The sequence below is a fragment of the Pseudomonas sp. P179 genome, assembly GCF_000478485.2.
GTDB lineage: Bacteria > Pseudomonadota > Gammaproteobacteria > Pseudomonadales > Pseudomonadaceae > Pseudomonas > Pseudomonas aeruginosa.
The window spans coordinates 5,457,226-5,481,885 of record NZ_KI517354.1 but is presented as its reverse complement, the minus strand read 5'-3'; the positions used below and the strand labels follow the sequence as shown (position 1 = coordinate 5,481,885).

27 protein-coding genes are annotated in these 24,660 nt (G+C 67.5%); 13 read left to right on the top strand and 14 right to left on the bottom strand.

Going from position 1 to position 24,660, the window contains the following annotated elements; translation table 11 throughout:
* Positions 1–29 precede the first annotated feature (29 nt).
* The 3 genes from HMPREF1224_RS37585 to HMPREF1224_RS37575 all read right to left on the bottom strand — a co-directional run bounded on the left by HMPREF1224_RS37585 (position 30) and on the right by HMPREF1224_RS37575 (position 1,945).
* Positions 30–872, bottom strand: coding sequence for a FecR family protein (locus HMPREF1224_RS37585; protein ID WP_003086924.1), 843 nt, complete (start codon positions 870–872; stop codon positions 30–32).
* Complete coding sequence (locus tag HMPREF1224_RS37580) at positions 869–1,393, bottom strand: RNA polymerase sigma factor (protein WP_003109590.1); 525 nt, start codon at positions 1,391–1,393, stop codon at positions 869–871. The genes HMPREF1224_RS37585 and HMPREF1224_RS37580 overlap by 4 nt, the downstream gene beginning before the upstream one ends.
* Before the next feature lie 228 nt (positions 1,394–1,621).
* Entirely contained in the window at positions 1,622–1,945 is a 324-nt protein-coding gene (locus HMPREF1224_RS37575; RefSeq protein WP_003082848.1) for a hypothetical protein, read from the bottom strand.
* Positions 1,946–2,355: 410 nt separating this feature from the next.
* Between HMPREF1224_RS37575 and pmpM the strand changes: the two genes are divergently transcribed.
* On the top strand, positions 2,356–3,789 hold the full coding sequence (pmpM, locus tag HMPREF1224_RS37570) for a proton-coupled multidrug efflux MATE transporter PmpM (protein ID WP_003112388.1): 1,434 nt from the start codon (positions 2,356–2,358) through the stop codon (positions 3,787–3,789).
* On the opposite strand, the gene rhtA is transcribed toward pmpM, so the two are convergent.
* A complete protein-coding gene (rhtA, locus tag HMPREF1224_RS37565) occupies positions 3,772–4,665 on the bottom strand; it encodes a threonine/homoserine exporter RhtA (protein WP_003086919.1) in 894 nt (297 codons plus the stop codon). The genes pmpM and rhtA overlap by 18 nt on opposite strands.
* Between rhtA and HMPREF1224_RS37560 the strand changes: the two genes are divergently transcribed.
* Both HMPREF1224_RS37560 and HMPREF1224_RS37555 read left to right on the top strand, forming a co-directional pair.
* The gene (locus HMPREF1224_RS37560; RefSeq protein WP_031628533.1) at positions 4,664–5,320 is read left to right on the top strand and encodes a helix-turn-helix domain-containing protein; all 657 of its coding nucleotides are present in this window, start codon (positions 4,664–4,666) and stop codon (positions 5,318–5,320) included. The genes rhtA and HMPREF1224_RS37560 overlap by 2 nt on opposite strands.
* 37 nt (positions 5,321–5,357) lie before the next feature.
* A complete protein-coding gene (locus tag HMPREF1224_RS37555; RefSeq protein ID WP_003106807.1) occupies positions 5,358–5,756 on the top strand; it encodes a VOC family protein in 399 nt (132 codons plus the stop codon).
* Positions 5,757–5,771: 15 nt separating this feature from the next.
* Here the strand turns inward: HMPREF1224_RS37555 and HMPREF1224_RS37550 are convergent, their stop codons facing one another.
* From HMPREF1224_RS37550 to HMPREF1224_RS37540, 3 genes are all read right to left on the bottom strand, one after another.
* Complete coding sequence (locus tag HMPREF1224_RS37550) at positions 5,772–6,248, bottom strand: YbaK/EbsC family protein (protein ID WP_003086914.1); 477 nt, start codon at positions 6,246–6,248, stop codon at positions 5,772–5,774.
* Between the two features lie 68 nt (positions 6,249–6,316).
* Entirely contained in the window at positions 6,317–7,423 is a 1,107-nt protein-coding gene (locus HMPREF1224_RS37545) for a WD40/YVTN/BNR-like repeat-containing protein (protein ID WP_003120473.1), read from the bottom strand.
* Positions 7,424–7,443: 20 nt separating this feature from the next.
* On the bottom strand, positions 7,444–7,713 hold the full coding sequence (locus HMPREF1224_RS37540; RefSeq protein ID WP_003086912.1) for a MoaD/ThiS family protein: 270 nt from the start codon (positions 7,711–7,713) through the stop codon (positions 7,444–7,446).
* 257 nt (positions 7,714–7,970) lie between these two features.
* On the opposite strand from HMPREF1224_RS37540, the gene HMPREF1224_RS37535 reads away from it, so the two are divergent.
* From HMPREF1224_RS37535 to HMPREF1224_RS37525, 3 genes are all read left to right on the top strand, one after another.
* Positions 7,971–8,396 carry a YciI family protein gene (locus HMPREF1224_RS37535; RefSeq protein WP_003086910.1) on the top strand — a complete coding sequence of 142 codons (426 nt, stop codon included), beginning with the start codon at positions 7,971–7,973 and terminating at the stop codon, positions 8,394–8,396.
* A 36-nt stretch (positions 8,397–8,432) separates the two neighbouring features.
* On the top strand, positions 8,433–8,846 hold the full coding sequence (locus tag HMPREF1224_RS37530; RefSeq protein WP_003082839.1) for a VOC family protein: 414 nt from the start codon (positions 8,433–8,435) through the stop codon (positions 8,844–8,846).
* A gap of 169 nt (positions 8,847–9,015) precedes the next feature.
* Complete coding sequence (locus HMPREF1224_RS37525; protein WP_003082806.1) at positions 9,016–10,227, top strand: MFS transporter; 1,212 nt, start codon at positions 9,016–9,018, stop codon at positions 10,225–10,227.
* A gap of 7 nt (positions 10,228–10,234) precedes the next feature.
* Here HMPREF1224_RS37525 and HMPREF1224_RS37520 read toward each other — a convergent pair whose 3' ends face one another.
* From HMPREF1224_RS37520 to HMPREF1224_RS45700, 4 genes are all read right to left on the bottom strand, one after another.
* Positions 10,235–11,458, bottom strand: coding sequence for an RNA polymerase sigma factor (locus HMPREF1224_RS37520; RefSeq protein ID WP_003082803.1), 1,224 nt, complete (start codon positions 11,456–11,458; stop codon positions 10,235–10,237).
* A 17-nt stretch (positions 11,459–11,475) separates the two neighbouring features.
* On the bottom strand, positions 11,476–12,225 hold the full coding sequence (locus HMPREF1224_RS37515) for a DUF899 domain-containing protein (RefSeq protein ID WP_010793967.1): 750 nt from the start codon (positions 12,223–12,225) through the stop codon (positions 11,476–11,478).
* Positions 12,226–12,399: 174 nt separating this feature from the next.
* Complete coding sequence (locus HMPREF1224_RS37510; RefSeq protein WP_003082795.1) at positions 12,400–12,750, bottom strand: YciI family protein; 351 nt, start codon at positions 12,748–12,750, stop codon at positions 12,400–12,402.
* Positions 12,751–12,932: 182 nt separating this feature from the next.
* The gene (locus HMPREF1224_RS45700; RefSeq protein ID WP_003112384.1) at positions 12,933–13,271 is read right to left on the bottom strand and encodes a hypothetical protein; all 339 of its coding nucleotides are present in this window, start codon (positions 13,269–13,271) and stop codon (positions 12,933–12,935) included.
* A gap of 434 nt (positions 13,272–13,705) precedes the next feature.
* Between HMPREF1224_RS45700 and HMPREF1224_RS37500 the strand changes: the two genes are divergently transcribed.
* Together HMPREF1224_RS37500 and HMPREF1224_RS37495 are read left to right on the top strand one after the other, a co-directional pair.
* Positions 13,706–14,398, top strand: a complete 693-nt coding sequence (locus HMPREF1224_RS37500; protein ID WP_003082787.1) for a helix-turn-helix transcriptional regulator — start codon at positions 13,706–13,708, stop codon at positions 14,396–14,398.
* 65 nt (positions 14,399–14,463) lie between these two features.
* On the top strand, positions 14,464–16,029 hold the full coding sequence (locus HMPREF1224_RS37495) for an aminotransferase class I/II-fold pyridoxal phosphate-dependent enzyme (protein WP_010793965.1): 1,566 nt from the start codon (positions 14,464–14,466) through the stop codon (positions 16,027–16,029).
* A 10-nt stretch (positions 16,030–16,039) separates the two neighbouring features.
* Here HMPREF1224_RS37495 and HMPREF1224_RS37490 read toward each other — a convergent pair whose 3' ends face one another.
* From HMPREF1224_RS37490 to pagP, 3 genes are all read right to left on the bottom strand, one after another.
* Positions 16,040–17,629 (bottom strand): RimK family protein, encoded by a 1,590-nt coding sequence (locus HMPREF1224_RS37490; RefSeq protein WP_010793964.1) that lies wholly within the window; start codon positions 17,627–17,629, stop codon positions 16,040–16,042.
* A gap of 183 nt (positions 17,630–17,812) precedes the next feature.
* Complete coding sequence (locus HMPREF1224_RS37485; protein ID WP_010793963.1) at positions 17,813–18,607, bottom strand: SDR family NAD(P)-dependent oxidoreductase; 795 nt, start codon at positions 18,605–18,607, stop codon at positions 17,813–17,815.
* 95 nt (positions 18,608–18,702) lie between these two features.
* Positions 18,703–19,161, bottom strand: a complete 459-nt coding sequence (gene pagP / locus HMPREF1224_RS37480) for a palmitoyltransferase PagP (RefSeq protein ID WP_003082771.1) — start codon at positions 19,159–19,161, stop codon at positions 18,703–18,705.
* 451 nt (positions 19,162–19,612) lie between these two features.
* Between pagP and HMPREF1224_RS37475 the strand changes: the two genes are divergently transcribed.
* The 5 genes from HMPREF1224_RS37475 to ggt all read left to right on the top strand — a co-directional run bounded on the left by HMPREF1224_RS37475 (position 19,613) and on the right by ggt (position 24,617).
* Positions 19,613–20,521, top strand: a complete 909-nt coding sequence (locus tag HMPREF1224_RS37475) for a glutamate/aspartate ABC transporter substrate-binding protein (protein WP_003082770.1) — start codon at positions 19,613–19,615, stop codon at positions 20,519–20,521.
* Positions 20,522–20,723: 202 nt separating this feature from the next.
* Positions 20,724–21,470: an amino acid ABC transporter permease gene (locus tag HMPREF1224_RS37470; RefSeq protein WP_003082767.1), complete on the top strand. Its 747-nt coding sequence runs from the start codon at positions 20,724–20,726 to the stop codon at positions 21,468–21,470.
* Positions 21,467–22,135, top strand: a complete 669-nt coding sequence (locus HMPREF1224_RS37465) for an amino acid ABC transporter permease (protein ID WP_003082765.1) — start codon at positions 21,467–21,469, stop codon at positions 22,133–22,135. The genes HMPREF1224_RS37470 and HMPREF1224_RS37465 overlap by 4 nt, the downstream gene beginning before the upstream one ends.
* Positions 22,132–22,866 carry an amino acid ABC transporter ATP-binding protein gene (locus HMPREF1224_RS37460; protein WP_003159882.1) on the top strand — a complete coding sequence of 245 codons (735 nt, stop codon included), beginning with the start codon at positions 22,132–22,134 and terminating at the stop codon, positions 22,864–22,866. The genes HMPREF1224_RS37465 and HMPREF1224_RS37460 overlap by 4 nt, the downstream gene beginning before the upstream one ends.
* Positions 22,867–22,943: 77 nt before the next feature.
* Complete coding sequence (gene ggt / locus HMPREF1224_RS37455; protein ID WP_003086881.1) at positions 22,944–24,617, top strand: gamma-glutamyltransferase; 1,674 nt, start codon at positions 22,944–22,946, stop codon at positions 24,615–24,617.
* Positions 24,618–24,660: the final 43 nt, after the last annotated feature.

The following is a 24,660-nucleotide window of genomic DNA, read 5'->3' as shown; positions in this document are numbered from 1 at the left end:
GCGCGGGAAACCCTACCTGCGTCCGAGAATTATTTTCGCGTCGATTTGCGTTGGATCTCGACGCTGCCGTCCTCCTGCCGCGACACGGCCACGGGAAGGATACTCGGCAGCAGGTCGAGCAGCCGGTCGACGTTGTGCGCGGCGAAGACGCCGGTCAGCCGGAGGGAGGCCAGGCTGGGGTCGTCCAGGAGAATGGGCGCCTTGCGGTAATGGCGCAGCAGCGCGACGGCTTCGCCCAGGGGCGTGCGCTCGAAGACCAGGCGGTCGTCTTTCCAGGCCATCGCCGTGGCGGCATCGACCTTGGCCAGCGGCATCAGTTGCCCGCCAATGGCATCGACCTGCTGGCCCGGCAGGAGCACGACTGGCGCTTGCGCCGTAGCCGAGGTGCCGACCTCCACCCGGCCACGCTCCAGGGTCACGCGGACGTCGTCGTCCAGGCGGCGCACATTGAACCGGGTGCCGAGCACGCGGATGTCGGTCGAACCCGCGGACACCACGAAGGGCCGATAGCGCGCCGGGGATACCTCGAAAAGCACCTGCCCCGCGCGCAACGCGACCCGGCGGCTGAGCGGGTGCCAACTGACCTCGATCTGGCTGCCACTGTCGAGCAGGAGCTGGCTGCCGTCGGCCAGGGTCACGTCGCGCCGCTCACCGATGGCGGTGGCGAAGCGCTCGCGCTTGTAGGCCGGGTCCAGCCAGGCCAGGGCGCCGATGGCCAGCGCCAGCAATAGCGCGACGCCGGCCGCCTTGCTTGCCTTGCGCGATTTCGGCCGGGAGGGCGGCAGCGGGAACAGGTCCTTCAGCGCGTCGCGATGGCGCTCCAGGGCGTCGTCCAGCGGAACCTGCCCATTCCGTTTCGAGGGCTGGGTCATGGCCGTGCCTCGCCGCGGCCGAGCCGTTCCCGGCAGGCCGCCAGTCCGAGGCGCAGGTGCTTTTCCACGGTCTTGACGGAGATGCCGAGCCGGTCGGCGACTTGCGCCTGGGGAATTTCGTGGATCTTGTGCATGACGAAAACGGCCTGGCAGCGAGGAGGAAGCGTGGCGATGGCGTCGACCAGTGCCTGGAACTCGCGCTCGGCCTCATGGCGACCCATGGGCGTCGCCGCCATGCAGGCGACTTCCGGAAGCTCGGCGACGGCTTCTACCCAGGCGGTTCGACGACGGTCGCTACGATAGCGGCTCACGGCGGTGTCGTGGGAGATTTTCCGCAGCAGGGCCAGGGGCGTGTGCACGTCCTCCTTCTCGTCGCGTTCGAGCAACTGCACGCACACGTCGTGCACCACTTCGCGCGCCATGCCCCGGTCGCCGAAGCGCCGGCGAACATGGTCGACCAGTTCCTCGTAGTGACGAACCAGTGTGGACAACAGCGTCGGCTTGGCGGGATCGAACGGCACGATGCACCCAGGAAAGGAGCCTGGCTCCGAAGAATGGGGGTCGAGTGTAAATGAGAAACAGTCGCAGATGAAAGACCGGTCATCGTCAGGGATTGCCTGGGTTGGCGTGCGTAGCGGGCAGGTGGCTTTCGCCCGCCCGCGCAACTGCCGAGCCAGGGCGGAGAGGGATCCCCTTTTCGCCCCGCTACTCAACCCCCCGGCCTTGCCGGGGGGCACCGCCTCCGTCGGTTATCGGTGTCTGCGTGCGTATTCCGCCTCGAACAGTGACAGGGCGTCGCTGAGCAACGACAGCAGGGAACCGGTGATGCGGCAGATGCTTTCACCGGGCTCTTCGGTTTCGTCGAGCAGGTCGAGGACGCTCAGCGTTCCGATCGCCGACTCCAGCCGGCGGCGGGCGGTGTCGAACAGGTCTTCGCTGGCTGCGCTGCTGTCCAGGTAGAGGGTGGCGCAACCGGGGTGCTGGTTGCATTGCGAGGTGCGTCGCAGGGGGATGAAGGTGGAAGGGGACTGTGCGGTTATTGCGGGATTCGACGTATCATCGGCCTTAGCCATGGGTCAGCTCCTATCGTTAAGCTGGTCTCTGGTTAGCGGGTCGTAGGTGTTCCTGCACCTGCGGCTCGCGTCTTTTCTGCCCCCAAGAAAACAGACTTGGCGACCCCTCCATCTTCCTCCTACTGGTTTTTTATCCAATTCCTGGGCGTCTGAGAGAGGCTGCGGAAAAGTCTGGGGGAGATGTCCGGCGTTTCCAGGGCATGTCATCCGCCGCTGTCACGGGTATCCGGCGGATAACCGCCAGGCGGTTATTCGCCCTACGGGGTCGGGCCTCAAGCGGGCAGCGCGGGGTCGTTTGTCTGCGCGTAGCGCGGTGGGGGGCTGGGCAACCGGCACGACCCTGCTGACCCTTCCTGACCACCCCGTCAACCCGTAAACTACGCGGTTCCCCTGCCCAGACAAGGACTGCCGTGAACAGCCCCGCCCTGCCCCTTTCCCGTGGCTTGCGCATCCGCGCCGAACTCAAGGAACTGCTGACCCTCGCCGCGCCGATCATGATCGCGCAACTGGCGACCACCGCCATGGGCTTCGTCGATGCGGTGATGGCCGGGCGCGCCAGTCCGCACGACCTGGCAGCGGTGGCGCTGGGCAACTCCATCTGGATCCCGATGTTCCTGCTGATGACCGGCACCCTGCTCGCCACCACGGCCAAGGTCGCCCAGCGCCATGGCGCCGGCGACCAGCCCGGCACCGGGCCGCTGGTGCGCCAGGCGCTGTGGCTGGCGCTGCTGATCGGACCGCTGTCGGGGGCGGTGCTGTGGTGGTTGTCGGAGCCGATCCTCGGCTTGATGAAAGTGCGCCCGGAACTGATCGGGCCGAGCCTGCTGTACCTCAAGGGCATCGCCCTGGGCTTCCCGGCGGCGGCGCTGTACCACGTACTGCGCTGCTACACCAACGGCCTGGGACGGACCCGGCCGAGCATGGTGCTGGGGATCGGCGGGCTGCTGCTGAACATCCCGATCAACTACGCGCTGATCTACGGCCACTTCGGCATGCCGAAGATGGGTGGCCCCGGCTGCGGCTGGGCCACCGGCTCGGTGATGTGGTTCATGTTCCTCGGCATGCTGTTCTGGGTGAACAAGGCCTCGATCTACCGCGCCAGCCAGTTGTTCTCGCGCTGGGAGTGGCCGGATCGCGCGACCATCGGCCCGCTGGTGGCGGTCGGCCTGCCGATCGGCATCGCGGTGTTCGCCGAGTCGAGCATCTTCTCGGTGATCGCCCTGCTGATCGGCGGGCTCGACGAGAACGTGGTGGCCGGCCACCAGATCGCCCTGAACTTCAGCGCGCTGGTGTTCATGATTCCCTATTCGCTGGGGATGGCGGTGACCGTGCGGGTCGGCCACAACCTCGGCGCCGGCCTGCCGCGCGACGCGCGCTTCGCCGCCGGCGTGGGGATGGCCGCGGCGCTGGGCTACGCCTGCGTCTCGGCGAGCCTGATGTTGTTGCTGCGCGAGCAGATCGCCGCGATGTATTCGCCGGACCCGGCGGTGATCGCCATCGCCGCCTCGCTGATCGTGTTCTCCGCGCTGTTCCAGTTCTCCGACGCCCTGCAGGTCACCGCCGCCGGGGCCCTGCGCGGCTACCAGGACACCCGGGTGACGATGATCATGACCCTGTTCGCCTACTGGGGCATCGGCCTGCCGGTGGGCTACAGCCTCGGCCTCACCGACTGGTTCCAGGAACCCACCGGACCGCGCGGCCTGTGGCAAGGCCTGGTGGTGGGCCTGACCGGCGCGGCGATCATGCTCTGCATCCGCCTGGCGCGCAGCGCGCGGCGCTTCATCCGCCAGCACGAGCGCCTGCAGCGGGAGGACGCGGAGGCCGCCTCAGTCCTTGGCCGGTAGCGCCGGGGCGGCGCCACGCGACTTGACGCTGAGGGTAGTGCCGACCGAGGCGAGGATGATCGCGCCGATGGCCAGCCATTGGGTCGGGCTCAGCCGCTCGCCGAGGAACAGCAGCCCGGAGAGCGCGCCGAAGGCCGGCTCGATGCTCATCAGGGTGCCGAAGGTGCGCGCCGGCAGGCGGGTCAGCGCGACCATTTCCAGGGTGTAGGGCAAGGCCGTGGAGAGCACCGCGACGCCCAGCGCCAACGGGATCAGCGCCGGGTCGAGGAGGTCGGCGCCGGCGTGGGCGACGCCGATCGGCACCACCAGGATCGCCGCCACCAGTACCCCCAGCGCGGCGCCCTGGGCGCCATGGTCGGCGCCGGCGCGCTGGCCGAAGAGGATGTACAGCGCCCAGCACACGCCGGCGCCGAGGGCATAGGCGGCGCCGACCAGGTCGAGCGGCTCGGCGCTGTTGCCCAGCGGCAGCAACAGCCAGATGCCGAACACCGCCAGGCCGATCCAGAGGAAGTCCAGCAGGCGCCGCGAGGAGAGGATCGCCACCAGCAGCGGCCCGGTGAACTCCAGGGCCACCGCGATGCCCAGCGGCACGGTGCGCACCGAGAGATAGAACAGCAGGTTCATGCCGCCCAGGGCGATGCCGTAGACCACCACCGAGCGCAGCGATTGCAGGCTCAGGCGCTTGCGCCAGGGACGCAGGAGCAGCAGCAGGATCAGCGCGGCGAAGAACAGCCTTAGGGCCGTGGTGCCCTGGGCGCCGACCAGGGGGAACATGCTTTTCGCCAGGGAGGCGCCGCTCTGGATCGAGGCCATGGCGATCAATAGCAGGCCGACCGGCAACAGCGTTCCGGCGAGGCCGCGGGAGGTGGAGGTCATGGAAGAGGTCCGGCAGTGGGAAGCAGCCCGATGGACTGCGGGAAACGGGATGTGCACTATAATGCGCAAAACCGCGACAGTGAGCAATATATTGCCCAACCCTACCGAACGCCCCAGCGTCCTCGAACATGTCTCCGGCAACGTCCGCCGCCTGCGCCTGCAAGCCGGCCTCAGCCAGGAAGCGCTGGCCCGCGCGGCCAGTGTCAGCCGGCGGATGCTGGTGGGCATCGAGAGCGGCGACGTCAATGTCAGTCTGTCGACCCTCGACCGTATCGCCGCCGCCCTCGGCGTGCTGTTCCCCGACCTGGTCCAGGCACCGGCCACCGACCGCTCGCGGATCAATGCGGTGGCCTGGGTCGGCCACCACCCCGAGAGCCGCGCCACCCTCCTCGCCAGCGCACCGGCGCGGCGCGAGGTGGAACTCTGGGCCTGGTCGCTGGGACCGGGCGAGCGCTACGTATCGGAACCCGACGCCGCCGGCTGGCGGGAGATGGTTCTGGTCATCGAAGGTCGCCTGCGCCTGGAACTGGCCGACGGCGAACGGCGCATCGAGGCCGGCGACTTCCATGCCTTCGCCAGCGACCAGCCGTACGCCTACGTCAACGACGGCGACGGCGACGAGGTGGTGCGTTTCATCCGCAACGTGGTGAGCTAGGCTCTAGCCTCGAGCCAGCCTTCCAGAGGAGACCGCGATGAGCGCACGCGTACGACCCTTCCTGATGTTCCAGGGGGTCCAGGCCGAGGCGGCCATGAACTTCTACCTGTCACTGTTCGACGACGCCGAGATCCTCCAGATCCAGCGCTACGGCGCCGAGGGGCCGGGCCCGGAGGGCTCGGTGCTGAAGGCGCTGTTCCGCCTCGGCGACCAGAGCGTGCATTGCATCGACAGCCATGTGCGGCACGCCTTCGATTTCACCCCGGCGTTCTCCTTCTTCGTCGACTGCGAGAGCAACGCGCAGATCGAGCGCCTGGCCGAGGCCCTGAGCGACGGCGGCAAGGCCCTGATGCCGCTCGGCGACTACGGCTTCAGCCAGCGTTTCGCCTGGCTGGCCGACCGCTTCGGGGTGTCCTGGCAGCTCAATCTGGCCTGAGCCCGGCAGTTGCCGTCAGGCTTCCTGGAGGACTTCCTGGCACACATCGACCCACTGCGCATCCACCAGCTCGGCCATCCGTTGCGGGGCGATGCGGACCGCGCTGTGCACCGCCCCGGCGGCCGGAAGCACTTCGTCGAAGGCTTGCAGCGAGACGTCGCAGTACACCGCCAGCGGCGTCGCCAGGCCGAACGGGCAGACTCCGCCGACCGGGTGCCCGGTCAGCTCGACCACGTCCTCGGCGCCGAGCATCTTCGCCTTGCCGCCGAAGGCGGCCTTGATCTTGCGGTTATCCAGCCGCGCGTCGCCGCGCGCCACTACCAGTACGGTGCGCTCGCCGACCCGCAGCGACAGGGTCTTGGCGATCCGCCCCGGCTCCACGCCATGGGCCTCGGCGGCCAGGGCGACGGTGGCGGTGCTGGTTTCCAGCTCGATGATGCGCAGGTCCGGGGCTTTCTCGGCGAAGAACCGCCGGACGGATTCGAGGCTCATGGGGTGGGCTCCTTGGCGAAAACCCACGAACTTATGCAAGCACGCCGAGGCTGTCCAGCGCCGCGCGCTCAGGCGAAGCGCACGCAGTAGATCGGCGGCAGGTTGGCGGAGAGCTGCTGCCAGTCCTCCCCGCCGTTCTCGCTGAGCCACAGGCCGCCGGTGGTCGAGCCCATGGCCAGGCGCTCGCCGCTGGGGTCGATGTCCAGGCCGTGGCGGTAGACCAGGTCGTAGGCCGGGCCATCGGGCAGGCCGCGCTCGAGGGTCTCGAAGCTGTGGCCACCGTCGCGGGTGCGGGTGACCACGAAACGGGCGTCCCTGGGAATGCGGCATTCGTCCTTGGTCGCCGGGACGAACCAGGCCGTGTCCGGCTGCCGCGGATGCACGGCGACGGCGAAGCCGAAGCTGGACGGCTCGGCGACCACGCCCTGCCAATGCAAGCCGCCGTCGCGGGAACGGAAGATGCCGTTGTGGTGCTGCACCCAGAGGAACTCCGGGCGCGCCTGGCACTGCACCAGGCGGTGCGGGTCCTGGATCGCCGCCTCCTCGCTCTGCTCCGGCGGCATGTAGTCGGCGCGCATGCCTCTGGTGGTGCAGGTCCAGCTGCGGCCGTCGTCGTGGCTCTGCCAGACGCCGCCGCAAGACACCGCGACGGTGAGGTGGCGACTATCGCGTGGGTCGACGCAGATGGAATGGATGCCGGGATGGTCGTAGCCGCCGCCGAACCACTGGGCGCGTTCGGGTCGTTCCCAGAGTTCGCGGTTGAGGCGCCAGCTGGCGCCACGGTCGTCGGAACGGAACAGGCCGCCGGGGATGGTTCCGGCCCACAGCGTGCCGGGCCGGTCGGCGCCGCCTGGCTCGAGGATCCACAACTGCTGTAGCGACCAGGGTGGCTCCGCCGCCTGGCCTTCCAGCGGTTCGGCCGCTGGCGGCTGCGGCGGATAGACCGGCACCGCGCATTCCATCCAGTCCGTCGCGCCGGCGTCGCGACGCCACAGCTTGACGCCGAAATGGCCGAGATTCAGCGCCGCGTAGAGCGCGCCGTCGCGCGGGTCGGCGAGGAGCATGCTCAGCGGCTCGCCGAGGAAGTGGCTGGCCATCGGCAGCCACTGGCCCGCCGCGTTGCGCCGCAGCTCGAACAGGCCCTTGCGGGTGCCGACATAGAGTCGCTCGCTCACCGGATGTCCTCCTCTGTTGGTCAACCGCCGCTCAGCGCCTGCACCACGTAGATCTCGCTATCGTCTTGGAGCGGATCGCCCAATCCCCGGCGATCGCGGACCTGCACGCCATCGACGAACAGCGCCACATGCCGGCGCAGACTGCCCTGGTCGTCGAGCAGGTAGCCGCGCAAGCGCGGCTCGCGGGCGAAGGCCGCCTGCAAGGCGGCGGCGACGGTGGCGGCGCCGACGTCCAGCGCGGGCATGGCGACGTGCCGCTGGATGGCCGGGGCGAAGACGATACGGGGCATGCCGAGGCTCGCGGAAATGGCTCTGCCGGAACAGTGTAGAAGCCCTGCAGGCCACGGCTGGCGCGGCCCGCCCAGCGGTCGGCACACTCCGCAGCGACGCTCGTCGGCCACCCCGGCCGCTCGGCGCGGGCCTCCTATACTGCCCCGGCCAGCGAAAAAACCGCCGTCGCCTGTCGATCCGCCGGCCTGCCGTTCGACCAGTTCGGGAGGCGGGCCAGAACGGGCCGTCATTGCGCAGAACAACAAGGAGAACGCAGATGAGATTCATGGTGATCGTCAAGGCCACCCAGGCTTCCGAAGCCGGCGAGATGCCCAGCGAGGAACTGCTCGCGGCGATGGGCCGCTATAACGAGGAACTGGTCAAGGCCGGGGTGATGCTCGCCGGCGAAGGGCTACAGCCCAGCGCCAAGGGCGCCCGGGTGCGTTTCTCCGGCAACGCGCGGACGGTGATCGACGGCCCCTTCGCCGAGACCCGCGAGCTGATCGCCGGTTTCTGGATGTTCCAGGTGGCCTCCCTGGAAGAGGCCATCGAGTGGGTCAAGCGATGCCCGAACCCATTCGACGGCGAATCCGAGATCGAGATCCGCCAGGTCTTCGAGGCCGAGGACTTCGGCGAGGAGTTCACCCCGGAACTGCGCGAGCGCGAGGAGCGCCTGCGCGCCGAGCTGGAAAAACGCAACTGAACCGCCCCGCACTCCGCCAAGAACGAGGAAAGCGCCATGCAAATCGTCCCCTACCTGATCTTCAACGGTAATTGCCGGGAGGCCTTCAGCTGCTACCACCAGCACCTGGGCGGCACCCTGGAGGCCATGCTGCCGTTCGGCGACAGCCCCGAGTGCGGCGACATCCCGGCCGACTGGAAGGACAAGATCATGCACGCACGGCTGGTGGTCGGCAGCTTCGCCCTGATGGCCTCGGACAATCATCCGGCCTATCCCTACGAAGGCATCAAGGGCTGTTCCATCAGCCTCAACGTCGACAGCAAGGCCGAGGCCGAGCGCCTGTTCAACGCCCTCGCCGAGGGCGGCTCGGTCCAGATGCCGCTGGGCCCGACCTTCTGGGCGGCGAGCTTCGGCATGTTCACCGACCGCTTCGGCGTGGCCTGGATGGTCAACTGCGAGCAGGACCGGTAGCGTCCGCTACGCGGGCCCGCCGCCAGGTGAATCAGCGGCGGGCCCGCGTTCCACTGTGCGCGAGTCGCGATCGATAGACGCACTGCTGCGATAATTTAGGTTGCATTTTAAAACCAAAATTCCTAGCCTCCGCTTTAGTTTCATATTGAAACCTTACGGAGCGCTTCGCATGCCATCCTCGCCATCCTCCCTCCCCTCCGCGCTGGTGCTGCTGTTCGCCGTCGCCTGCGGTCTCAGCGTGGCCAACGTCTATTACGCCCAGCCGCTGCTGGACGTCCTCGGTGCCGAGTTCGCCATCGGCCAGGCCGGGGTCGGCCTGCTGTTCGGCGCGACCCAGGCCGGTTGCGCCCTGGCGCTGCTGCTGGTGGTGCCGCTGGGCGACCTGCTGGAGCGGCGCCGGCTGATGTTCGTCCAGCTCCTGCTGCTGGTGCTGTCGCTGCTGCTGGTGGGCTTCGCCGGCGATACCCTCGGCCTGGCGCTGGGGCTGCTCGGACTGGGCCTGCTCGGCACCGCCATGACCCAGGGACTGCTGGCCTACGCCGCGGCGCTGGCGGCGCCTGGCGAGCGCGGGCGGGTGGTCGGCGCGGCGCAGGGCGGCGTGGTGATCGGCCTGCTGCTGGCGCGCAGCCTGGCCGGGCTGCTCGCCGACCTCGGCGGCTGGCGCAGCGTCTACCTGGTCTCGGCAGCGAGCATGGGCGGGCTCGGCCTGCTGCTCTGGCGGGTACTGCCGGCGGCGCCGAGCAACGAACTGGGGCTGACCTACCGGCAACTGCTCGGCTCGATGTTCGACCTGCTGGCGAGCCAGCGCGTGCTGCAGGTGCGCGGCCTGCTCGGGCTGTTGATGTTCGCCGCCTTCGGGGTGTTCTGGAGCAGCCTGGTATTGCTGCTCGGCGCGCCGCCGCATTCGCTGTCGCACAGCGCCATCGGCGCCTTCGGCCTGGTCGGCGCGCTCGGCGCGCTGGGCGCGGCGCGGGCCGGCAGCCTGGCCGATCGCGGCCACGCCCAGGCGCTCAGCGGCGGCGCCCTGCTGCTGTTGCTGCTGTCCTGGCTGCCGCTCGCCCTCGGCGCGCATTCGCTGGCGGCGCTGATTCTCGGCGTGCTGCTGCTCGATCTCGCCGGCCAGGCGATCCATGTGCTCAACCAGAGCCTGGTCTTCGCCATCGACCCGCGCGCCCACAGCCGCCTGGTGGGTTGCTACATGCTGTTCTACGCCGCCGGCAGCGGCCTCGGCGCCAGCGCCGGCACCGCCATGTACGCCTGGGCCGGCTGGGACGCGGTGAGCCTGCTCGGCGCGGCGATCAGCCTGGCGGCCCTGGCGTTCTGGTGGTTCACCCGTGGCGTTGGCGGCGAAGCGCGTACGGCCTGCGCCAACGGCGCCTGAGCCGGCTTCAATCGAGTTCGCGCAGGCGCTGCTCGATGAAGCGCCGCTCCGGCTCCTGGCGCGCCAGGGCCAGCGCCGCGCGGTAGGCCTCGCGGGCCTCGCGGCGGCGACCGAGACGGCGGCAGAAGTCGGCACGCGCCGAGTGCGCCAGGTGGTAATCGGCCAGTTCACCTCGCGCCAGCAACGCATCGACCACGGCCAGCCCGACCTCGACGCCATCGCGCATGGCCAAGGCCACGGCGCGGTTGAGTTCGACCACCGGCGACGGCGCCAGGTACAGCAGCGCGTCGTAGAGGGCGACGATCCGTGCCCAGTCGGTGTCCTCGGCGCGCGGCGCCTGGGCATGCACCGCAACGATCGCCGCCTGCAGGGTGTAGGGCCCGACGCGGCGGCTGGCCAGGGCCCGCTCGACCAGGCCGAGCCCCTCGACGATCAGTCCACGATCCCACAGAGCGCGGTCCTGCTCGTCGAGCCGCACCAGTTCGCCGCTGGCCGAGATCCGCGCCTGGCGCCGCGAGTCGTGCAGCAACATCAGGGCGAGCAGGCCGAGGGCCTCGGGGTCGGGCAGCAGCTCGACCAGCAGGCGGCCGACGCGGATCGCCTCGCCGCTGAGATCGGCGCGGGTCAGGCTGGCGCCGGTGGAGGCCGAGTAGCCCTCGTTGAACACCAGGTAGATCACTTGCAGGACGTTGCCCAGCCGCTCGGGGAGTTCCTCCAGGGTCGGTACCTGGTAGGGAATCCGGGCCTCGCGGATCTTGTTCTTGGCCCGCACGATGCGTTGGGCGATGGCGCTGGGCGCGGCGAGGAAGGCGCGGGCGATCTCCTCGGTGCGCAGGTCGCAGACCTCGCGCAGGGTCAGCGCCACCTGTGCCTCGGGGGTCAGCGCCGGGTGGCAGCAGGTGAAGATCAGGCGTAGCCGGTCGTCTTCCACCGCATCGCCCTCCTCCGCCGGCGCCTCGGCCTGCTCTTCCAGTTGCTCGGCGAGCAGTCGCTGCGAGGCGTCGAAGCGCGCTCGCCGGCGCAGGTTGTCGATGGCCTTGAAGCGCCCAGCGGAAACCAGCCAGGCGCGCGGGTTGCGCGGGATACCGTCGCGCGGCCACTGCTCGACGGCGGCGATGAAGGCGTCGTGCAAGGCCTCCTCGGCCAGCTCGAAATCGCCGAGCAGGCGGATCAGGGTCGCCAGCACGCGCCGCGACTCCTCGCGGTACAGCGCCTCGATGCGGCTGCGCAACGGCTCGCCGTGCTCCCTCAATGGCTGGCCTGCGCGTGGCAGCAGGCGCTTTTCGGCGCCTCGTCGTAGCGGTCGTGGTGACGCAGCCAGTCCATGATCGCGTCCTCGTTGCGCCCCTTGGGCGTCAGGTCGAGGAAGGTGTAGGTGGTGAGCAGGATGTCGAGGCCGCGCGCATAGGCCGAATAGGTGTGGAACACCTCGCCCGCCGGATTGCGCAGGAACACGCTGGCACCCGGCATTTCCTCGCCGGCGTCGGGGGTCGGCTGGTAGTTGGAGTCGACGCTGCCGGCGGCCAGTTGCGCCTTGTCGAAGGACACCCCGAAGTCACGGTTGAAATCGCTGCCGTACGAGGAGTACCAGTCGAAACGCCAGCCCATGCGCCGGCGGAACGCCTGGAACTCTTCCAGGGGCGCGCGCGATACCGCCACCAGGCTGACGTCGTGGTGCGCCAGGTGCCGGTTGGCGCCGTCGATGTGGTCGGCGAGGAACGAACAGCCGACGCAGCCTTCGCTCCAGCCCGGCGCGAACATGAAGTGGTAGACGATTAGCTGGCTATTGCCGCCGAACAACTCGGCCAGCGAACGCTCACCGCGCTCGCCCTGGAAGCGGTAGTCCTTGTCCACCCTGACCCAGGGCAGCTCGCGTCGTTCGGCGGCGACCTGGTCGCGCAGGCGGGTGAGTTGCTTTTCCCGCGCCAGCAGGCGGCGACGGGCGTCCAGCCATTGTTCCCGGCTGCTCACCGGGTGGTCCTGCAAAGAAGGATTCATTGCCGATTCTCCACGGAAATTCTCGGTTTTCCAGCCTGCCCGGGGTCGTTCCGCCAGCGGCGCCGGCGCCCGGTCGCCAGGGCGAAGCCGGCCAGCGAAGCGCCGCCGGCGCACAGCAGGGACAGGGATGCGATGCACAGGGGGCACATGCTTCACCTCCGGCGCCGGGCGCCCTCACTCCCATTCCTTGACCGGTCGCACCTCGACGCAGCCGAGCCGTCCCGGCGGAATCTTCGCGGCGATCTGCAGGGCCTGGTTGAGGTCGCGCGCCTCGATCAGGTAGAAGCCGCCGAGTTGCTCCTTGGTCTCGGCGAACGGCCCGTCGGTCATCGCCAGCCGCCCGCCCTGGTGGCGCAGGGTGGTGGCGGTTTGCACCGACTGCAGGGCGTGCGAGGCGATGTAGTGGCCGGCCTTGCCCAACTGGTCGGAGTAGGTCATGCACTCGTCGACGATGGCGGCAAGCTCCTCGGCCGGCACGGCGGCCAGCTTCGCTTCGTCGAAATAGATCAGGCAGAGGTATTTCATGGCGGTGGGCTCCTGGTGCGGATCGACGATCCGTTCGTTCGGTAGTCGCCCGGCGAGGGCGCCTTTCGACAGTGGCGGGGAAAAAAGCCCGCGGCGCGGACGAACGGTCGGCGCTCGCCGTGGAACGCCGCCGACCGCAGCACAAGCCTAGACCCGCCCGGCCACCGGGCGCGGGCCGTCGGTCAGGGCTGGCGCGGTGCGTAGGGATTCAGGCGGGGATCGCGCAGCGGGCTTTCCCGGGTCGGCCCGGGATCGTCCTGGCGCAGGCGGAGACTGCCGTTGCCGATCTTCAAGCCGTCCTTGGTCGTCGCCTCCCCGTCGGCGCTGGCCGCGTCGCTACCCGGCAGGTCCGGCTCGGCGGCTTCCGGTTGCGGCTGTGGCGCGCTGCCCATGGGCAACGGCGCGACCGGCGGCGCGGCGGGCAACGCTGCCGGCAGCTCGTCCGGCAGGGGCGCGGCGAGGGTCGGTTGGCCCAGGCCGGCGAGCACCATGGCCAGGAGCAGGAAAAGCACACGCGACATGACAAAGCCTCGATAGGCCTCGGGACTTCCACCATAGCCGCGCAACGGCCCCGGCGAGCGAAGTACGGACCGGTGGCATCGCGCATTGGAAAAAGGGAACTCCTGGAATTGTTCGATAGGACCCTGGCCACCTCCGTCAGCTGTCAATCGACTTTTCGAACAACGCGCCCGCCCCCTATTAGAACAGCGCAAAAAAACTCGATCAAAAGTACAGCCTGGGCATGAGGTCGCGGATATAACCTGAAATCGAATTGCGCCCCGGCGTAGTTGCTCCGGTAACACTTCGCAGACGCAGGAGTCGAACGCCACCGAAAAGAAGATAGCACTTGCCAGAGAAACTTCCGCAGGACCCAACGAACATCCCGGCACGCACTCGCCTCGCCATCTTTCTTCCATTCAAAGACCCGCCCACATGTAAATGAGTGGAGTAGCCAATGACGCTATTGGATATCGAAAAGCTGCTGGACATGACTCACCACATGTCGGTGCACATTCCCATCGAACTGATCATTTCCTGGGAGCAGAGCGAAGAGGCCTGGAGTGTGAAAGACAACTGTCTCAACTTCGTCTATGTCAATCGTCGCTATACCGAACTGATCACCCCGCGGTTCGGCCAGAAGAACTCCCTGCTGTCCCCCTTCAGTGCCAGCATCGAAGAGCACGACAAGCTGGTCATCCAGACCGGCAAGCGCATCGAGGCCCTGGCGCTGCTCAGGCCGGACGACCATCCGGCGCCCTGCTGCCTGTACTTCGAGCGCATGCCGCTGTATGACCGGCGCGGCAACCGCACCGGGGTGATCGCCCATGCCAAGACCCTGACCTCGGTCGCCCCGCGCGGCTTCATCGCCACCGACGGCATCGGTACCTTCACCTTCACGCCCCCCTCGGAGTTGTTCACCTCGCGCGAATGGGACGTGATCTACCTGCTGCTTTCCGGTCTCTCGGAAAAAGAAATAGCCGAACAGATCAGCCGCTCCCTGAGTACCGTCAAGTTTCACAAGAGCAACATCTTCCAGAAGGTCGGTTGCAGTTGCATCGGCGCCTTCAAGGCACTCGCCCGGCAAAAGAAGTGGAACTTCTATATCCCGCCGACCTTCGCCAGCGCCAAGTACATCATCAATCACTAGTCGCGCCTCGCGAGAGCCTTCGGCGTGCCGGGCGACGCTTTTGCCGGCGAAACCGAGCGGTTCGAATGGACAAGGACAACAGCATGTCTCGAAACAATCCTTCGCGTCATTCAATACTCGTCACTTCCAACATAAACGCGGCCAATGATGCGAATCGTCTTTCCGAGCTTTGTCGACAACTGGAAATACGCGGCTATCGGCTCTTCCAGGCGCCAAGCCGCAAGGTCGCCCTGGATTTTCTCGGCAACGCCGCGCACCCCGCCGGCATCCTCCTGCTCGTCGCGGAGCCGACAGGCGAGAACGAAGCCGCACAATTGGCGGCGCTCGATGAACTCCGCCAGGTCGCGCCGTCCATCCCGCTGTTCCTGTTGTTTCGTCAACTGCGCATCGAGCAGTTGTCCAGCCAGCTACTGGACGAGGTCCAGGGATGCTTCAACCTGGCCGCCGGCCCCGCACGCTTCATCGCCGAGCGCATCGACAGCGACCTGCGCGAATGGCGCGCCCCGGCGGGCCCCAGGCGGCTGCGCGACTATGCCCCGCCGGTCCCGCGCACGCCGGTGAGCGCCCGCTACAACGGCCGCGCACGCCTCGACCTGGCGCCGGCCAAGCAGTGGCGGATCGGCTCGGGGAGCACCGCGGAGCGCCTGGCGACACCGCTGAACGACCTCTCCACGGCCTACCGCAAGACGTCCGCGGGAGCCCCGGCGGCGCACGCCGGCGACATCGCCGAGGCCTTTCGCCGGGCGCTCTGGGAAGCCGCCGCGCGGCTCGCCAGGGAGGATGGCGATACGTGGTTCTTCGAGATACTGCGGGGCAACCCGGGGCCTGGCATCGAGGCCGGCCGGGAGACGCCGGCGAAGCGCTGGCACGGGCTCGCCGAGACACTCGACAGCAGTCCTCTGCTGGACCCGCTGCGCGTCGCCCTGAGCGCCCCCGGCCTCGATTCGCGCGGTCGCCCGGCCAGCTTCGGAGTACCCGCCGCGGTGGTCTGCCGCTACCTGCGCCGGCACGGCATCGCCCCGTTGCGCACCGGCGACTATCGCTTCCTGCTGCTGTTTCCCCAGGGCGCCAGGGCGGAACACGCGCAGCCGCTGGTGGACAGGCTGTGCGAATTCAAACGCCGGCACGACGACAATGCGCCGCTGAAGCAGGTGTTGCCGGAGTTGCTCGACAGCTCGCCGCTGTACCGCTACATCGGCCTGCGCGAACTCTGCGCGATGATCCACGAAGCCAGCCTGCGGCTGCACCTGACCGCCCTCGCCGACGCCGCCGCCAGGGCTGCCGGCCACGCCGCGCTGGCGCCGGCCACGGTCTATGGGCACCTGGTCAGGGACGAAACCGAAGCGGTGGCGATCGACAGGCTCGGCGGCCGTGTGGTCGCCAGCCTGGTCGGCGTCCATCCGGCGGCCGCGCCGCTGCTGTTGCCCGGCGAACGGGTGGCCGATGAATCGCCGGCGCTGATCGACTACCTGCTGGCCTTGCAGGCCTTCGGCGAGCACTTTCCCGGTTTCGCTCCCGAGTTGCAGGGCATCGAGATCGATGAGCGCGGCCGCTACCGGGTCCGTTGCGTCAGGCCGGCCGCCCTCGCCCGCGGCTCCGGCCTGCGCCTGGCCACGCGCCGGCCGGACTGAGGCGCGCCGTTCAGCGTAGCGCCTTGCTCAACTGGCCACGGTGCTTGAGTTCCAGGCGCTGGACGAAGGCCTGGAGGATGCGCCGGTAGAGTTCGTCGCCGAGCTGGCCGTCCTCGACGCCGGCATCGATATTCGGGTTGTCGTTGACCTCGATGACCAGCACCTTGTCGCCGGCCTGCTTCAGGTCCACCCCGTAGAGGCCGTCGCCGATCAGCCCGGCGGCCTCCAGGGCCAGCTCCAGCACCGCCGGCGGCACCTGCTCCAGCGGCACGGCGCGGCACTCGCCGTTGACGTCCTGGCCGTCGGCCTTGTGGTTGTAGATCTGCCAGTGGCCGCGCGACATGAAGTACTGGCAGGCGTACAGCGGTTGGCGGTCGAGCACGCCGATGCGCCAGTCGTACTCGGTGTAGAAGAACTCCTGGGCCAGCAACAGGACCGAGCGCTCGAACAGCTCGCTCGCCGCCGCCAGCAGTTCGCTGTCGTCGTTGACCTTGACCACGCCACGGGAGAAGCAGCCATCGGGAATCTTCAGCACCAGCGGGAAGCCCAGGCGCCGGGCCACCCGCTGCCAGTCCTGCGGGCGTTCCTTGTAGAGGATCTCGGTGAGCGGCATGCCCAGTTGCCGGCAACCAAGCAGGTTGGCCAGGTAGACCTTGTTGGTGCAGCGCAGGATCGATGCCGGGTCGTCCATCACCACCAGGCCTTCGCGCTCGGCCTTCTCGGCGAAGCGATAGGTATGGTGGTCGACCCGGGTGGTCTCGCGGATCAGCAGGGCGTCGAACTCGGCCAGGCGCGCGTAGTCCTTGCGTCCGATCAGTTCGACGTCGATGCCGAGGCTGGCGCCGACCCGTACGAAGTTGGCCAGCGCCTGCGGGTTGGACGGCGGCAGCGCTTCGTCGGGATCGTGGAGGATCGCCATGTCGTAGCGTGCCACCCGCCGCGAACGCGGCATGCGCCAGGCGCGCCGGCTGAAACCGTCGAGGGCATCGGCGAAGACATCCTCCTGGTCGCTGCGCAAGCGGTTCAGCACGCCAGGGCGCACGCCCTCGATATGCCAGCCCTGCTGGCGACGGAACTCCACCAGCAGGATCGGACAGGGAAAGGCTTCGAACAACTGGCGCGCGAGGTCGGCCAGCGGCTCGAACTCGGTATGGCCGAAATACAGGGTCAGGGTGAAGCCGTCGGTGGCGCCATAGGGCGTACGGCACAGCGCCTTGTCCAGGGCCTTGTCGAGGCCACCCAGGGCCAGCCCGTACACCGACTTGCGAGCCAGTTCGCTGATGCAGCGCAGCGACGGGATCACCCGGTGGCCACGGGCCTCGGCCAGCAGCGAACAGTAGTAGCCGAGGCCGAGGTACTTGTAGCCGCGGCACAGGTTGATCACCTGCACGCGGCGGCCGCCGTGGTCGTGCGCCGATTGCTCGAGGTATTCCTGGGCGGTGAGTACTTCCTCGCTGGGCAGGTAGGAGGCCCAGTCCTCGCGTCGCTCGACGACGATCATCAGGCGGCTGCCGAGGTCGGCGAGAGCCGGCGGTCGGGGTTGCTCGACGGGGGTCATGCGGAGCGACCCGTCGAGGGTGGCTAACGAGGCAGCTGACATGAGTGGCGGTATCCTCTGAATGACGGTACCTGCCGTTCTAGACCTGCCGGCGCCTCCTGTCGCGCCTCGTTACGCAAGCTTTACGAGCGCCGCCGCCAGACGCCGGCGCGGCAACCGGCCAGGGCCGCCGGGTACCGCGCCGCGAGTGCCGAGGAGCATTTTTACGCTGGCGTTGCGCGCTCGTCAGGCCAGGCTGTCGAGCACCCCGCCGTCGACCCGCAGGGCCGCGCCGGTGGTCGCCGAGGCCTGGGTCGAGCAGGTGTAGACCACCAGGTTGGCGACTTCCTCGGGCGTCGCCAGGCGCTGGATGATCGAACTGGAACGGTGCTGCCGGACAAAGGCGGTGCCGGCCTCTTCTATGCTCTGCCCGGCCTTCTGCGCATCCTCGCGAAGCATCTCGGCGACGCCTTCGGTGAGGGTCGGTCCGGGCAGCACCGCATTCACCGTCACCCCGGTGCCGGCCAGGCGCTTGGCCAGGCCGCGCGACACCGAGAGGTTGGCGGTCTTGCTGAAGCCGTAGTGGATCATGTCCGCCGGGATGTTCAACGCCGATTCCGAAGACAGGAACACCACTCGCCCCCAACCGCGCTCGACCATTCCCGGGACGTAGGCGCGGGCCAGGCGCACCCCGGACATCACGTTGACCTCGAAGAAGCGGCTCCACTCGGCGTCCTCGATGTCGAAGAAGTCCTTCAGCTCGAAGATGCCCAGGTTGTTGACCAGGATGTCCGCCTTCGGCTCGGCCGCAACGAAAGCCGCGCAGCCTTCCGCCGTGCCCAGGTCGCCGGCGACGCCGCGTACCCTGGCATCCGGCTGGCCGTTCCGGATCGCCGTGATCGCACGGTCCACCGCCGCCTGGCTGCGTCCGTTGACCACCACGGTGGCGCCGGCGGCGGCGAGGCCGCTGGCGATGGCGAAGCCGATGCCGGCGGTGGAACCGCTGACGATTGCCAGTTTGTCGCTCAGATCGATCTGCATGGGAGTCTCCTGTCGAGTGACGAACCGCTCAGGAACGCGGCTCGGGGAACAGACGACAGCCTAGACCAGCCAGCGTTCCGTGCCCGTTCCTGGCCTCAGAGACGCAGGCCGAGGTTGATCATCGCCGCCGAATTGCCCAGCAGCACCAGCTCGCTGCCCAGCGGGCCGAAGCGAACGCCCACCGAGGGGATGATCGCCGGCGCGACGCCGAAGCGGTTCAGCGGGATCTTGTCGCGGTATTCGCCGCGATAGCCCTGCAACAGGCCGCCGGTGAGCTTCAGGTAGACCGGGTAGCTGTCACTGTCGAAGCGCTTGCCCAGGTAGGCGTAGTTGGAGCGCTGGCTGAACGAGTTGCGGAAGGTCGCGCCGCCGGCCAGCACGCCATCGGCGCGGTTGTATTCGAGGCCGAGCAGGTCCTGGTGATTGTTGTGTTCCGGATCCGGGTTGAAATGCCGGGTGTAGACGCTGGTCTGCAGGTACCAGAAGTCGCCGTCGTCGGCAGCCCAGGCAGGTGCGGCGAGCACGGCCAGCAGGCTCAGGATGAGATAGCGCATGGGGACTCCAGGCGGCCGTCGCCAGGTAAGGAAGGCAAGACGTGACGGCTTGCGCCTCGCAGCGTGAATTCTGCTGAACCCGGCCTGAATCGGGCCTGAACGAAGCCTGAACAATTTCTGAACGAACCGTCAGAAAAACCCGGAATGGCTCAAGAACGGACCTCGGCGAAACGTTCGGAAAACCGAACGCCATGCCCCGAAAATATTCGGAAGAGCGGACGAAAGGCCATTTCGGGGCATTTTCATCCAAATTTAATTTCTTTTACTTTCAATTAGTTAGGCTAAAAAAAGCCGGATTTCATAAGCTGGCATGCATCCTGCCACTACACTGTTCGGCAAGCACGATACTCTCGTGGCTTCCCCCGCCGGGGAAAACCGCGAAACACCCTGTCCCGGAGAGGCCAGGCGCTCGCGGCTCAATAAAAATCAAAACAAGTCGAGGAAGAAATTCATGCGTATCGCTCCCAGTCTGCTGAGCACCGCCATCGTGGCCGCTCTGTTGTCCGCTCCGGTCGTCGCTGACGAGCTCACCGGCACGCTGAAGAAGATCAAGGAAACCGGCACCATCACCCTCGGTCACCGTGACGCTTCGATTCCCTTCTCCTACCTCGGCACCGAGCCGGGCAAGCCGATCGGCTACTCCCACGACCTGCAACTGAAAGTGGTCGAGGCGGTGAAGAAGGAACTCAACCTCCCCGAGCTGAAGGTCCGCTATAACCTGGTCACCTCGCAGACCCGCATCCCGCTGGTGCAGAACGGCACCGTGGACATCGAGTGCGGCTCCACCACCAACAACGAAGAGCGCCAGAAGCAGGTCGACTTCTCCGTCGGCATCTTCGAGGTCGGCACCCGCCTGCTGTCGAAGAAGACCGCCAACATCAAGGACTTCGACGACCTCAAGGGCAAGAACGTGGTGACCACCGCCGGCACCACCTCCGAGCGCCTGCTCAAGGCCATGAACGCGGACAAGAAGATGGGCATGAACATCATCTCCGCCAAGGACCACGGCGAGTCCTTCATGATGCTCGAGTCCGGCCGCGCGGTGGCCTTCATGATGGACGACGCGCTGCTCTACGGCGAAATGGCCAAGGCCAAGAAGCCGGACGACTGGGTCGTCGGCGGCACCCCGCAGTCCTTCGAGATCTACGGCTGCATGGTGCGCAAGGGCGACGCGGCGTTCAAGAAAGTGGTCGACAAGGCCATCACCGATACCTACGCCTCCGGCGAGGTCAACAAGATCTACGACAAGTGGTTCACCCAGCCGATCCCGCCGAAGGGCCTGAACCTCAACTTCCCCATGAGCGAAGAGCTGAAGAAGCTGATCGCCAGCCCGACCGACAAGGCCGCCGAGCAGATGTAACGAGCGCCTGGCGTTCCTCCCGGAGCGCCAGCGCTTCGCGCGTCGCCCCCGCCTCGCAGCGGGGCCTCGGGGACGCGGGAGGGGCCTGCCCCTCCCCAGCCGTCTCCCCCGGAAGAGCAGCGCCGCCGGCCCGCACGGCCGCGCCGGCGCCTGCCTTCCCCGCCAGTGTCTGCAACCGATTGAACCGAGGGGAAACCCCAACATGAATTACAACTGGGACTGGGGCGTGTTCTTCAAGTCCACCGGGATCGGCAGCGAAACCTACCTCGACTGGTACATCGCCGGTCTGGGCTGGACCATCGCCATCGCCCTGGTCGGCTGGATCATCGCCCTGGCGCTGGGCTCGCTGCTCGGCGTCATGCGCACCGTGCCGAACCGCCTGGTATCGGGGATCGCCACCGCCTACGTGGAAATCTTCCGCAACGTGCCGCTGCTGGTGCAGCTGTTCATCTGGTACTTCCTGGTACCCGACCTGCTGCCCGAGGGCCTGCAGACCTGGTTCAAGCAGGACCTCAACCCGACTACCTCGGCCTACCTCAGCGTGGTCGTCTGCCTCGGCCTGTTCACCGCCGCGCGGGTCTGCGAGCAGGTGCGCACCGGCATCCAGGCGCTGCCCTACGGGCAGACCTCGGCGGCCCGCGCGATGGGCTTCCGCCTGCCGCAGATCTACCGCCACGTGCTGCTGCCGCAGGCCTTCCGGATCATCATCCCGCCGCTGACCTCGGAGTTCCTCAACATCTTCAAGAACTCCTCGGTGGCGTCGCTGATCGGCCTGATGGAGCTGCTGGCGCAGACCAAGCAGACTGCCGAGTTCTCCGCCAACCTGTTCGAGGCCTTCACCCTGGCCACGCTGATCTACTTCACGCTGAACATGAGCCTGATGCTGATCATGCGCCTGGTGGAGAGAAAGGTCGCCGTACCGGGCCTGATCTCCGTAGGAGGTAAATGATGGACTTCAGTGGAATCGTTCCCGCCCTGCCGAGCCTCTGGGAAGGCATGCTGATGACCCTCAAGCTGATGGTCCTCGGCGTCCTCGGCGGCGTCGCGCTGGGTACCGTGCTGGCGCTGATGCGGCTGTCGCACAGCAAGTTGCTGTCGAACATCGCCGGCTTCTACGTCAACTACTTCCGCTCGATCCCGCTGCTGCTGGTGATCACCTGGTTCTACTTCGCGGTGCCCTTCATCCTGCGCTGGATCACCGGCGAGGACACCCCGGTGGGGGCGTTCACCTCCTGCCTGGTGGCCTTCATGATGTTCGAGGCGGCCTACTACTGCGAGATCGTCCGCGCCGGCATCCAGGCCATCCCGAAAGGCCAGATGGGCGCCGCCCAGGCACTGGGCATGACCTACGGGCAGACCATGCGCTTGGTGATCCTGCCGCAGGCGTTCCGCAAGATGACCCCGCTGCTGCTGCAACAGAGCATCATCCTGTTCCAGGACACCTCGCTGGTCTATACCGTCGGCCTGATGGACTTCCTCAATTCGGCCCGTTCGCGCGGCGACATCATCGGCCAGGCCAACGAGTTCCTGATTTTCGCCGGCCTGGTCTACTTCGTCGTAAGCTTCACCGCCTCGTTCGCCGTCAAACGTCTGCAGAAAAGGTTAACCGTATGATTTCCATCAAGAATGTCAGCAAGTGGTATGGCGACTTCCAGGTCCTGACCGACTGCTCCACCGAGGTTGCGAAAGGCGAAGTGGTGGTGGTCTGCGGGCCGTCGGGCTCGGGCAAGTCGACCCTGATCAAGTGCGTCAACGCACTGGAACCCTTCCAGAAGGGCGACATCGTCGTCGACGGCACCTCCATCGCCGATCCGAAGACCAACCTGCCCAAGCTGCGCTCGCGGGTCGGCATGGTGTTCCAGCATTTCGAGCTGTTTCCCCACCTGAGCATCACCGAGAACCTGACCATCGCGCAGATCAAGGTACTCGGCCGCAGCAAGGAAGAAGCCACCAAGAAGGGCCTGACCCTGCTCGAGCGCGTCGGTCTCAAGGAGCACGCGCACAAGCACCCCGGCCAGCTCTCCGGCGGCCAGCAGCAGCGCGTGGCGATCGCCCGCGCGCTGGCGATGGACCCGGTGGTGATGCTGTTCGACGAGCCGACCTCGGCGCTCGACCCGGAAATGGTCAACGAAGTGCTCGACGTGATGGTCCAGCTGGCCCACGAAGGCATGACCATGATGTGCGTGACCCACGAGATGGGCTTCGCGCGCAAGGTCGCCAACCGGGTGATCTTCATGGACCGCGGGCAGATCGTGGAAGACTGCGAGAAGGAGGAGTTCTTCGGCGACGTCAGCGCCCGCTCCGAACGCGCCCAGCAGTTCCTCGCCAAGATCCTCCCGCACTGATGTACCCGCCCTCGCCGGCCCGCCCGGCGGGGGCCTGCTCCACCCTCGCCTGCGATAACAATAAATAGGGAAAGCCCATGCAACCTGTGCTCTTCAGAACCCTGTCCCTCGGCGTCGCCATTGCCGCCGCATCCTCCTCGGCCTTCGCCGCCACGCTCGACGGCGGCGCCGTCGCCGCGCCCGACGAGTACGGCGCCAAGGTCGCCGCGCAGATCCTCAAGGCCGGCGGCAACGCGGTGGACGCCGCGGTGGCCACCGCCTTCACCCTGGCGGTCACCTACCCCGAGGCCGGCAACATCGGCGGCGGCGGCTTCATGACCCTGTACATGGACGGCAAGCCGTACTTCCTCGACTACCGCGAGGTGGCGCCGAAGGCCGCGAGCAAGACCATGTACCTGGACGACAAGGGCGAGGTGATCGAGAACCTCAGCCTGGTCGGCGCCAAGGCCGCCGGCGTGCCGGGCACCGTGATGGGCCTCTGGGAAGCCCACAAGCGGTTCGGCAAGCTGCCCTGGAGCGAGCTGCTGACCCCGGCCATCGGCTACGCGCAAAAGGGCTTCAAGGTCGCCGACAAGCAGTTCCAGTACCGCCAGGACGCCGTCGCCCTGTTCAACGGCAAGACCAACTTCGGCGACTACTTCGGCCACATGAAGGCCGGCGAGGCGTTCCTCCAGCCGGACCTGGCGAAGACCCTGGAGCGTATCGCCGACAAGGGACCGGACGAGTTCTACAAAGGCCATACCGCCGACCTGCTGGTGGCACAGATGCAGCAGGACAAGGGACTGATCACCCACCAGGACCTCGCCGACTACAAGGTCAGGTGGCGCGAACCGATGCGCGTCGACTGGCAGGGCAACACGCTCTATACCGCGCCGCTGCCAAGCTCCGGCGGGATCGCCCTGGCCCAGTTGCTGGGCATCAAGGAAAACCGTGCCGCCGACTTCAAGGGCGTCGAGCTGAACTCCGCGCGCTACATCCACCTGCTGGCGGAGATCGAGAAACGCGTGTTCGCCGACCGCGCCGACTACCTCGGCGACCCGGACTTCTCCAAGGTCCCGGTGGCGCGCCTGACCGATCCGGCATACCTGAAGCAGCGTGCCGCCGAGGTCAATCCGACGGCGATCTCGCCGACCGAGAAGGTCCGTCCCGGCCTGGAGCCGCACCAGACAACGCACTTCTCCATCGTCGACGCCGACGGCAACGCGGTGAGCAACACCTACACCCTCAACTGGGACTTCGGCAGCGGCGTGGTGGTCAAGGGCGCTGGCTTCCTGCTCAACGACGAGATGGACGACTTCAGCGCCAAACCGGGCGTGGCCAACGCCTTCGGCGTGGTCGGCAGCGACGCCAATGCCATCGAGCCGGGCAAGCGCATGCTCTCCTCGATGAGCCCGAGCATCGTCACCCGCGACGGCAAGGTCAGCCTGGTGGTCGGCACTCCCGGCGGCTCGCGGATCTTCACCTCGATCTTCCAGGTGCTGAACAACATCTACGACTTCCACCTGCCGCTGGAGAAGGCCGTGGCCGCGCAGCGCGTGCACCACCAGTTGCTGCCCAAGGACACGATCTACTACGACGCCTACGCGCCGCTCGCCGGCAAGGTCGCCGAGGAGCTGAAGGCGATGGGCTACACCCTGGAGGACCAGGGCTGGAACATGGGCGATATCCAGGCCATCCGCGTCGACGGCAAGGCCCTGGAGACCGCCTCCGATCCCCGTGGCCGCGGCGTCGGCCTGGTGGTGAAACCCTGACAGGACGGCGGGCGGCCGACGCCGCCCGCGCCTGATTGCGTGC

Excerpts from the sequence above, each read along its gene's own strand:
- HMPREF1224_RS37585 (WP_003086924.1), bottom strand. The coding sequence starts at position 872 with ATGACCCAGCCCTCGAAACGGAATGGGCAGGTTCCGCTGGACGACGCC.
- HMPREF1224_RS37575 (WP_003082848.1), bottom strand. The coding sequence starts at position 1,945 with ATGGCTAAGGCCGATGATACGTCGAATCCCGCAATAACCGCACAGTCC.
- HMPREF1224_RS37560 (WP_031628533.1), top strand. The coding sequence starts at position 4,664 with ATGGAAGAGGTCCGGCAGTGGGAAGCAGCCCGATGGACTGCGGGAAAC.
- rhtA (WP_003086919.1), bottom strand. The coding sequence starts at position 4,665 with ATGACCTCCACCTCCCGCGGCCTCGCCGGAACGCTGTTGCCGGTCGGC.
- HMPREF1224_RS37555 (WP_003106807.1), top strand. The coding sequence starts at position 5,358 with ATGAGCGCACGCGTACGACCCTTCCTGATGTTCCAGGGGGTCCAGGCC.
- HMPREF1224_RS37550 (WP_003086914.1), bottom strand. The coding sequence starts at position 6,248 with ATGAGCCTCGAATCCGTCCGGCGGTTCTTCGCCGAGAAAGCCCCGGAC.
- HMPREF1224_RS37540 (WP_003086912.1), bottom strand. The coding sequence starts at position 7,713 with ATGCCCCGTATCGTCTTCGCCCCGGCCATCCAGCGGCACGTCGCCATG.
- HMPREF1224_RS37535 (WP_003086910.1), top strand. The coding sequence starts at position 7,971 with ATGAGATTCATGGTGATCGTCAAGGCCACCCAGGCTTCCGAAGCCGGC.
- HMPREF1224_RS37530 (WP_003082839.1), top strand. The coding sequence starts at position 8,433 with ATGCAAATCGTCCCCTACCTGATCTTCAACGGTAATTGCCGGGAGGCC.
- HMPREF1224_RS37525 (WP_003082806.1), top strand. The coding sequence starts at position 9,016 with ATGCCATCCTCGCCATCCTCCCTCCCCTCCGCGCTGGTGCTGCTGTTC.
- HMPREF1224_RS37515 (WP_010793967.1), bottom strand. The coding sequence starts at position 12,225 with ATGAATCCTTCTTTGCAGGACCACCCGGTGAGCAGCCGGGAACAATGG.
- HMPREF1224_RS37510 (WP_003082795.1), bottom strand. The coding sequence starts at position 12,750 with ATGAAATACCTCTGCCTGATCTATTTCGACGAAGCGAAGCTGGCCGCC.
- HMPREF1224_RS45700 (WP_003112384.1), bottom strand. The coding sequence starts at position 13,271 with ATGTCGCGTGTGCTTTTCCTGCTCCTGGCCATGGTGCTCGCCGGCCTG.
- HMPREF1224_RS37500 (WP_003082787.1), top strand. The coding sequence starts at position 13,706 with ATGACGCTATTGGATATCGAAAAGCTGCTGGACATGACTCACCACATG.
- HMPREF1224_RS37495 (WP_010793965.1), top strand. The coding sequence starts at position 14,464 with ATGGACAAGGACAACAGCATGTCTCGAAACAATCCTTCGCGTCATTCA.
- HMPREF1224_RS37490 (WP_010793964.1), bottom strand. The coding sequence starts at position 17,629 with ATGTCAGCTGCCTCGTTAGCCACCCTCGACGGGTCGCTCCGCATGACC.
- HMPREF1224_RS37485 (WP_010793963.1), bottom strand. The coding sequence starts at position 18,607 with ATGCAGATCGATCTGAGCGACAAACTGGCAATCGTCAGCGGTTCCACC.
- pagP (WP_003082771.1), bottom strand. The coding sequence starts at position 19,161 with ATGCGCTATCTCATCCTGAGCCTGCTGGCCGTGCTCGCCGCACCTGCC.
- HMPREF1224_RS37475 (WP_003082770.1), top strand. The coding sequence starts at position 19,613 with ATGCGTATCGCTCCCAGTCTGCTGAGCACCGCCATCGTGGCCGCTCTG.
- HMPREF1224_RS37470 (WP_003082767.1), top strand. The coding sequence starts at position 20,724 with ATGAATTACAACTGGGACTGGGGCGTGTTCTTCAAGTCCACCGGGATC.
- HMPREF1224_RS37465 (WP_003082765.1), top strand. The coding sequence starts at position 21,467 with ATGATGGACTTCAGTGGAATCGTTCCCGCCCTGCCGAGCCTCTGGGAA.
- HMPREF1224_RS37460 (WP_003159882.1), top strand. The coding sequence starts at position 22,132 with ATGATTTCCATCAAGAATGTCAGCAAGTGGTATGGCGACTTCCAGGTC.
- ggt (WP_003086881.1), top strand. The coding sequence starts at position 22,944 with ATGCAACCTGTGCTCTTCAGAACCCTGTCCCTCGGCGTCGCCATTGCC.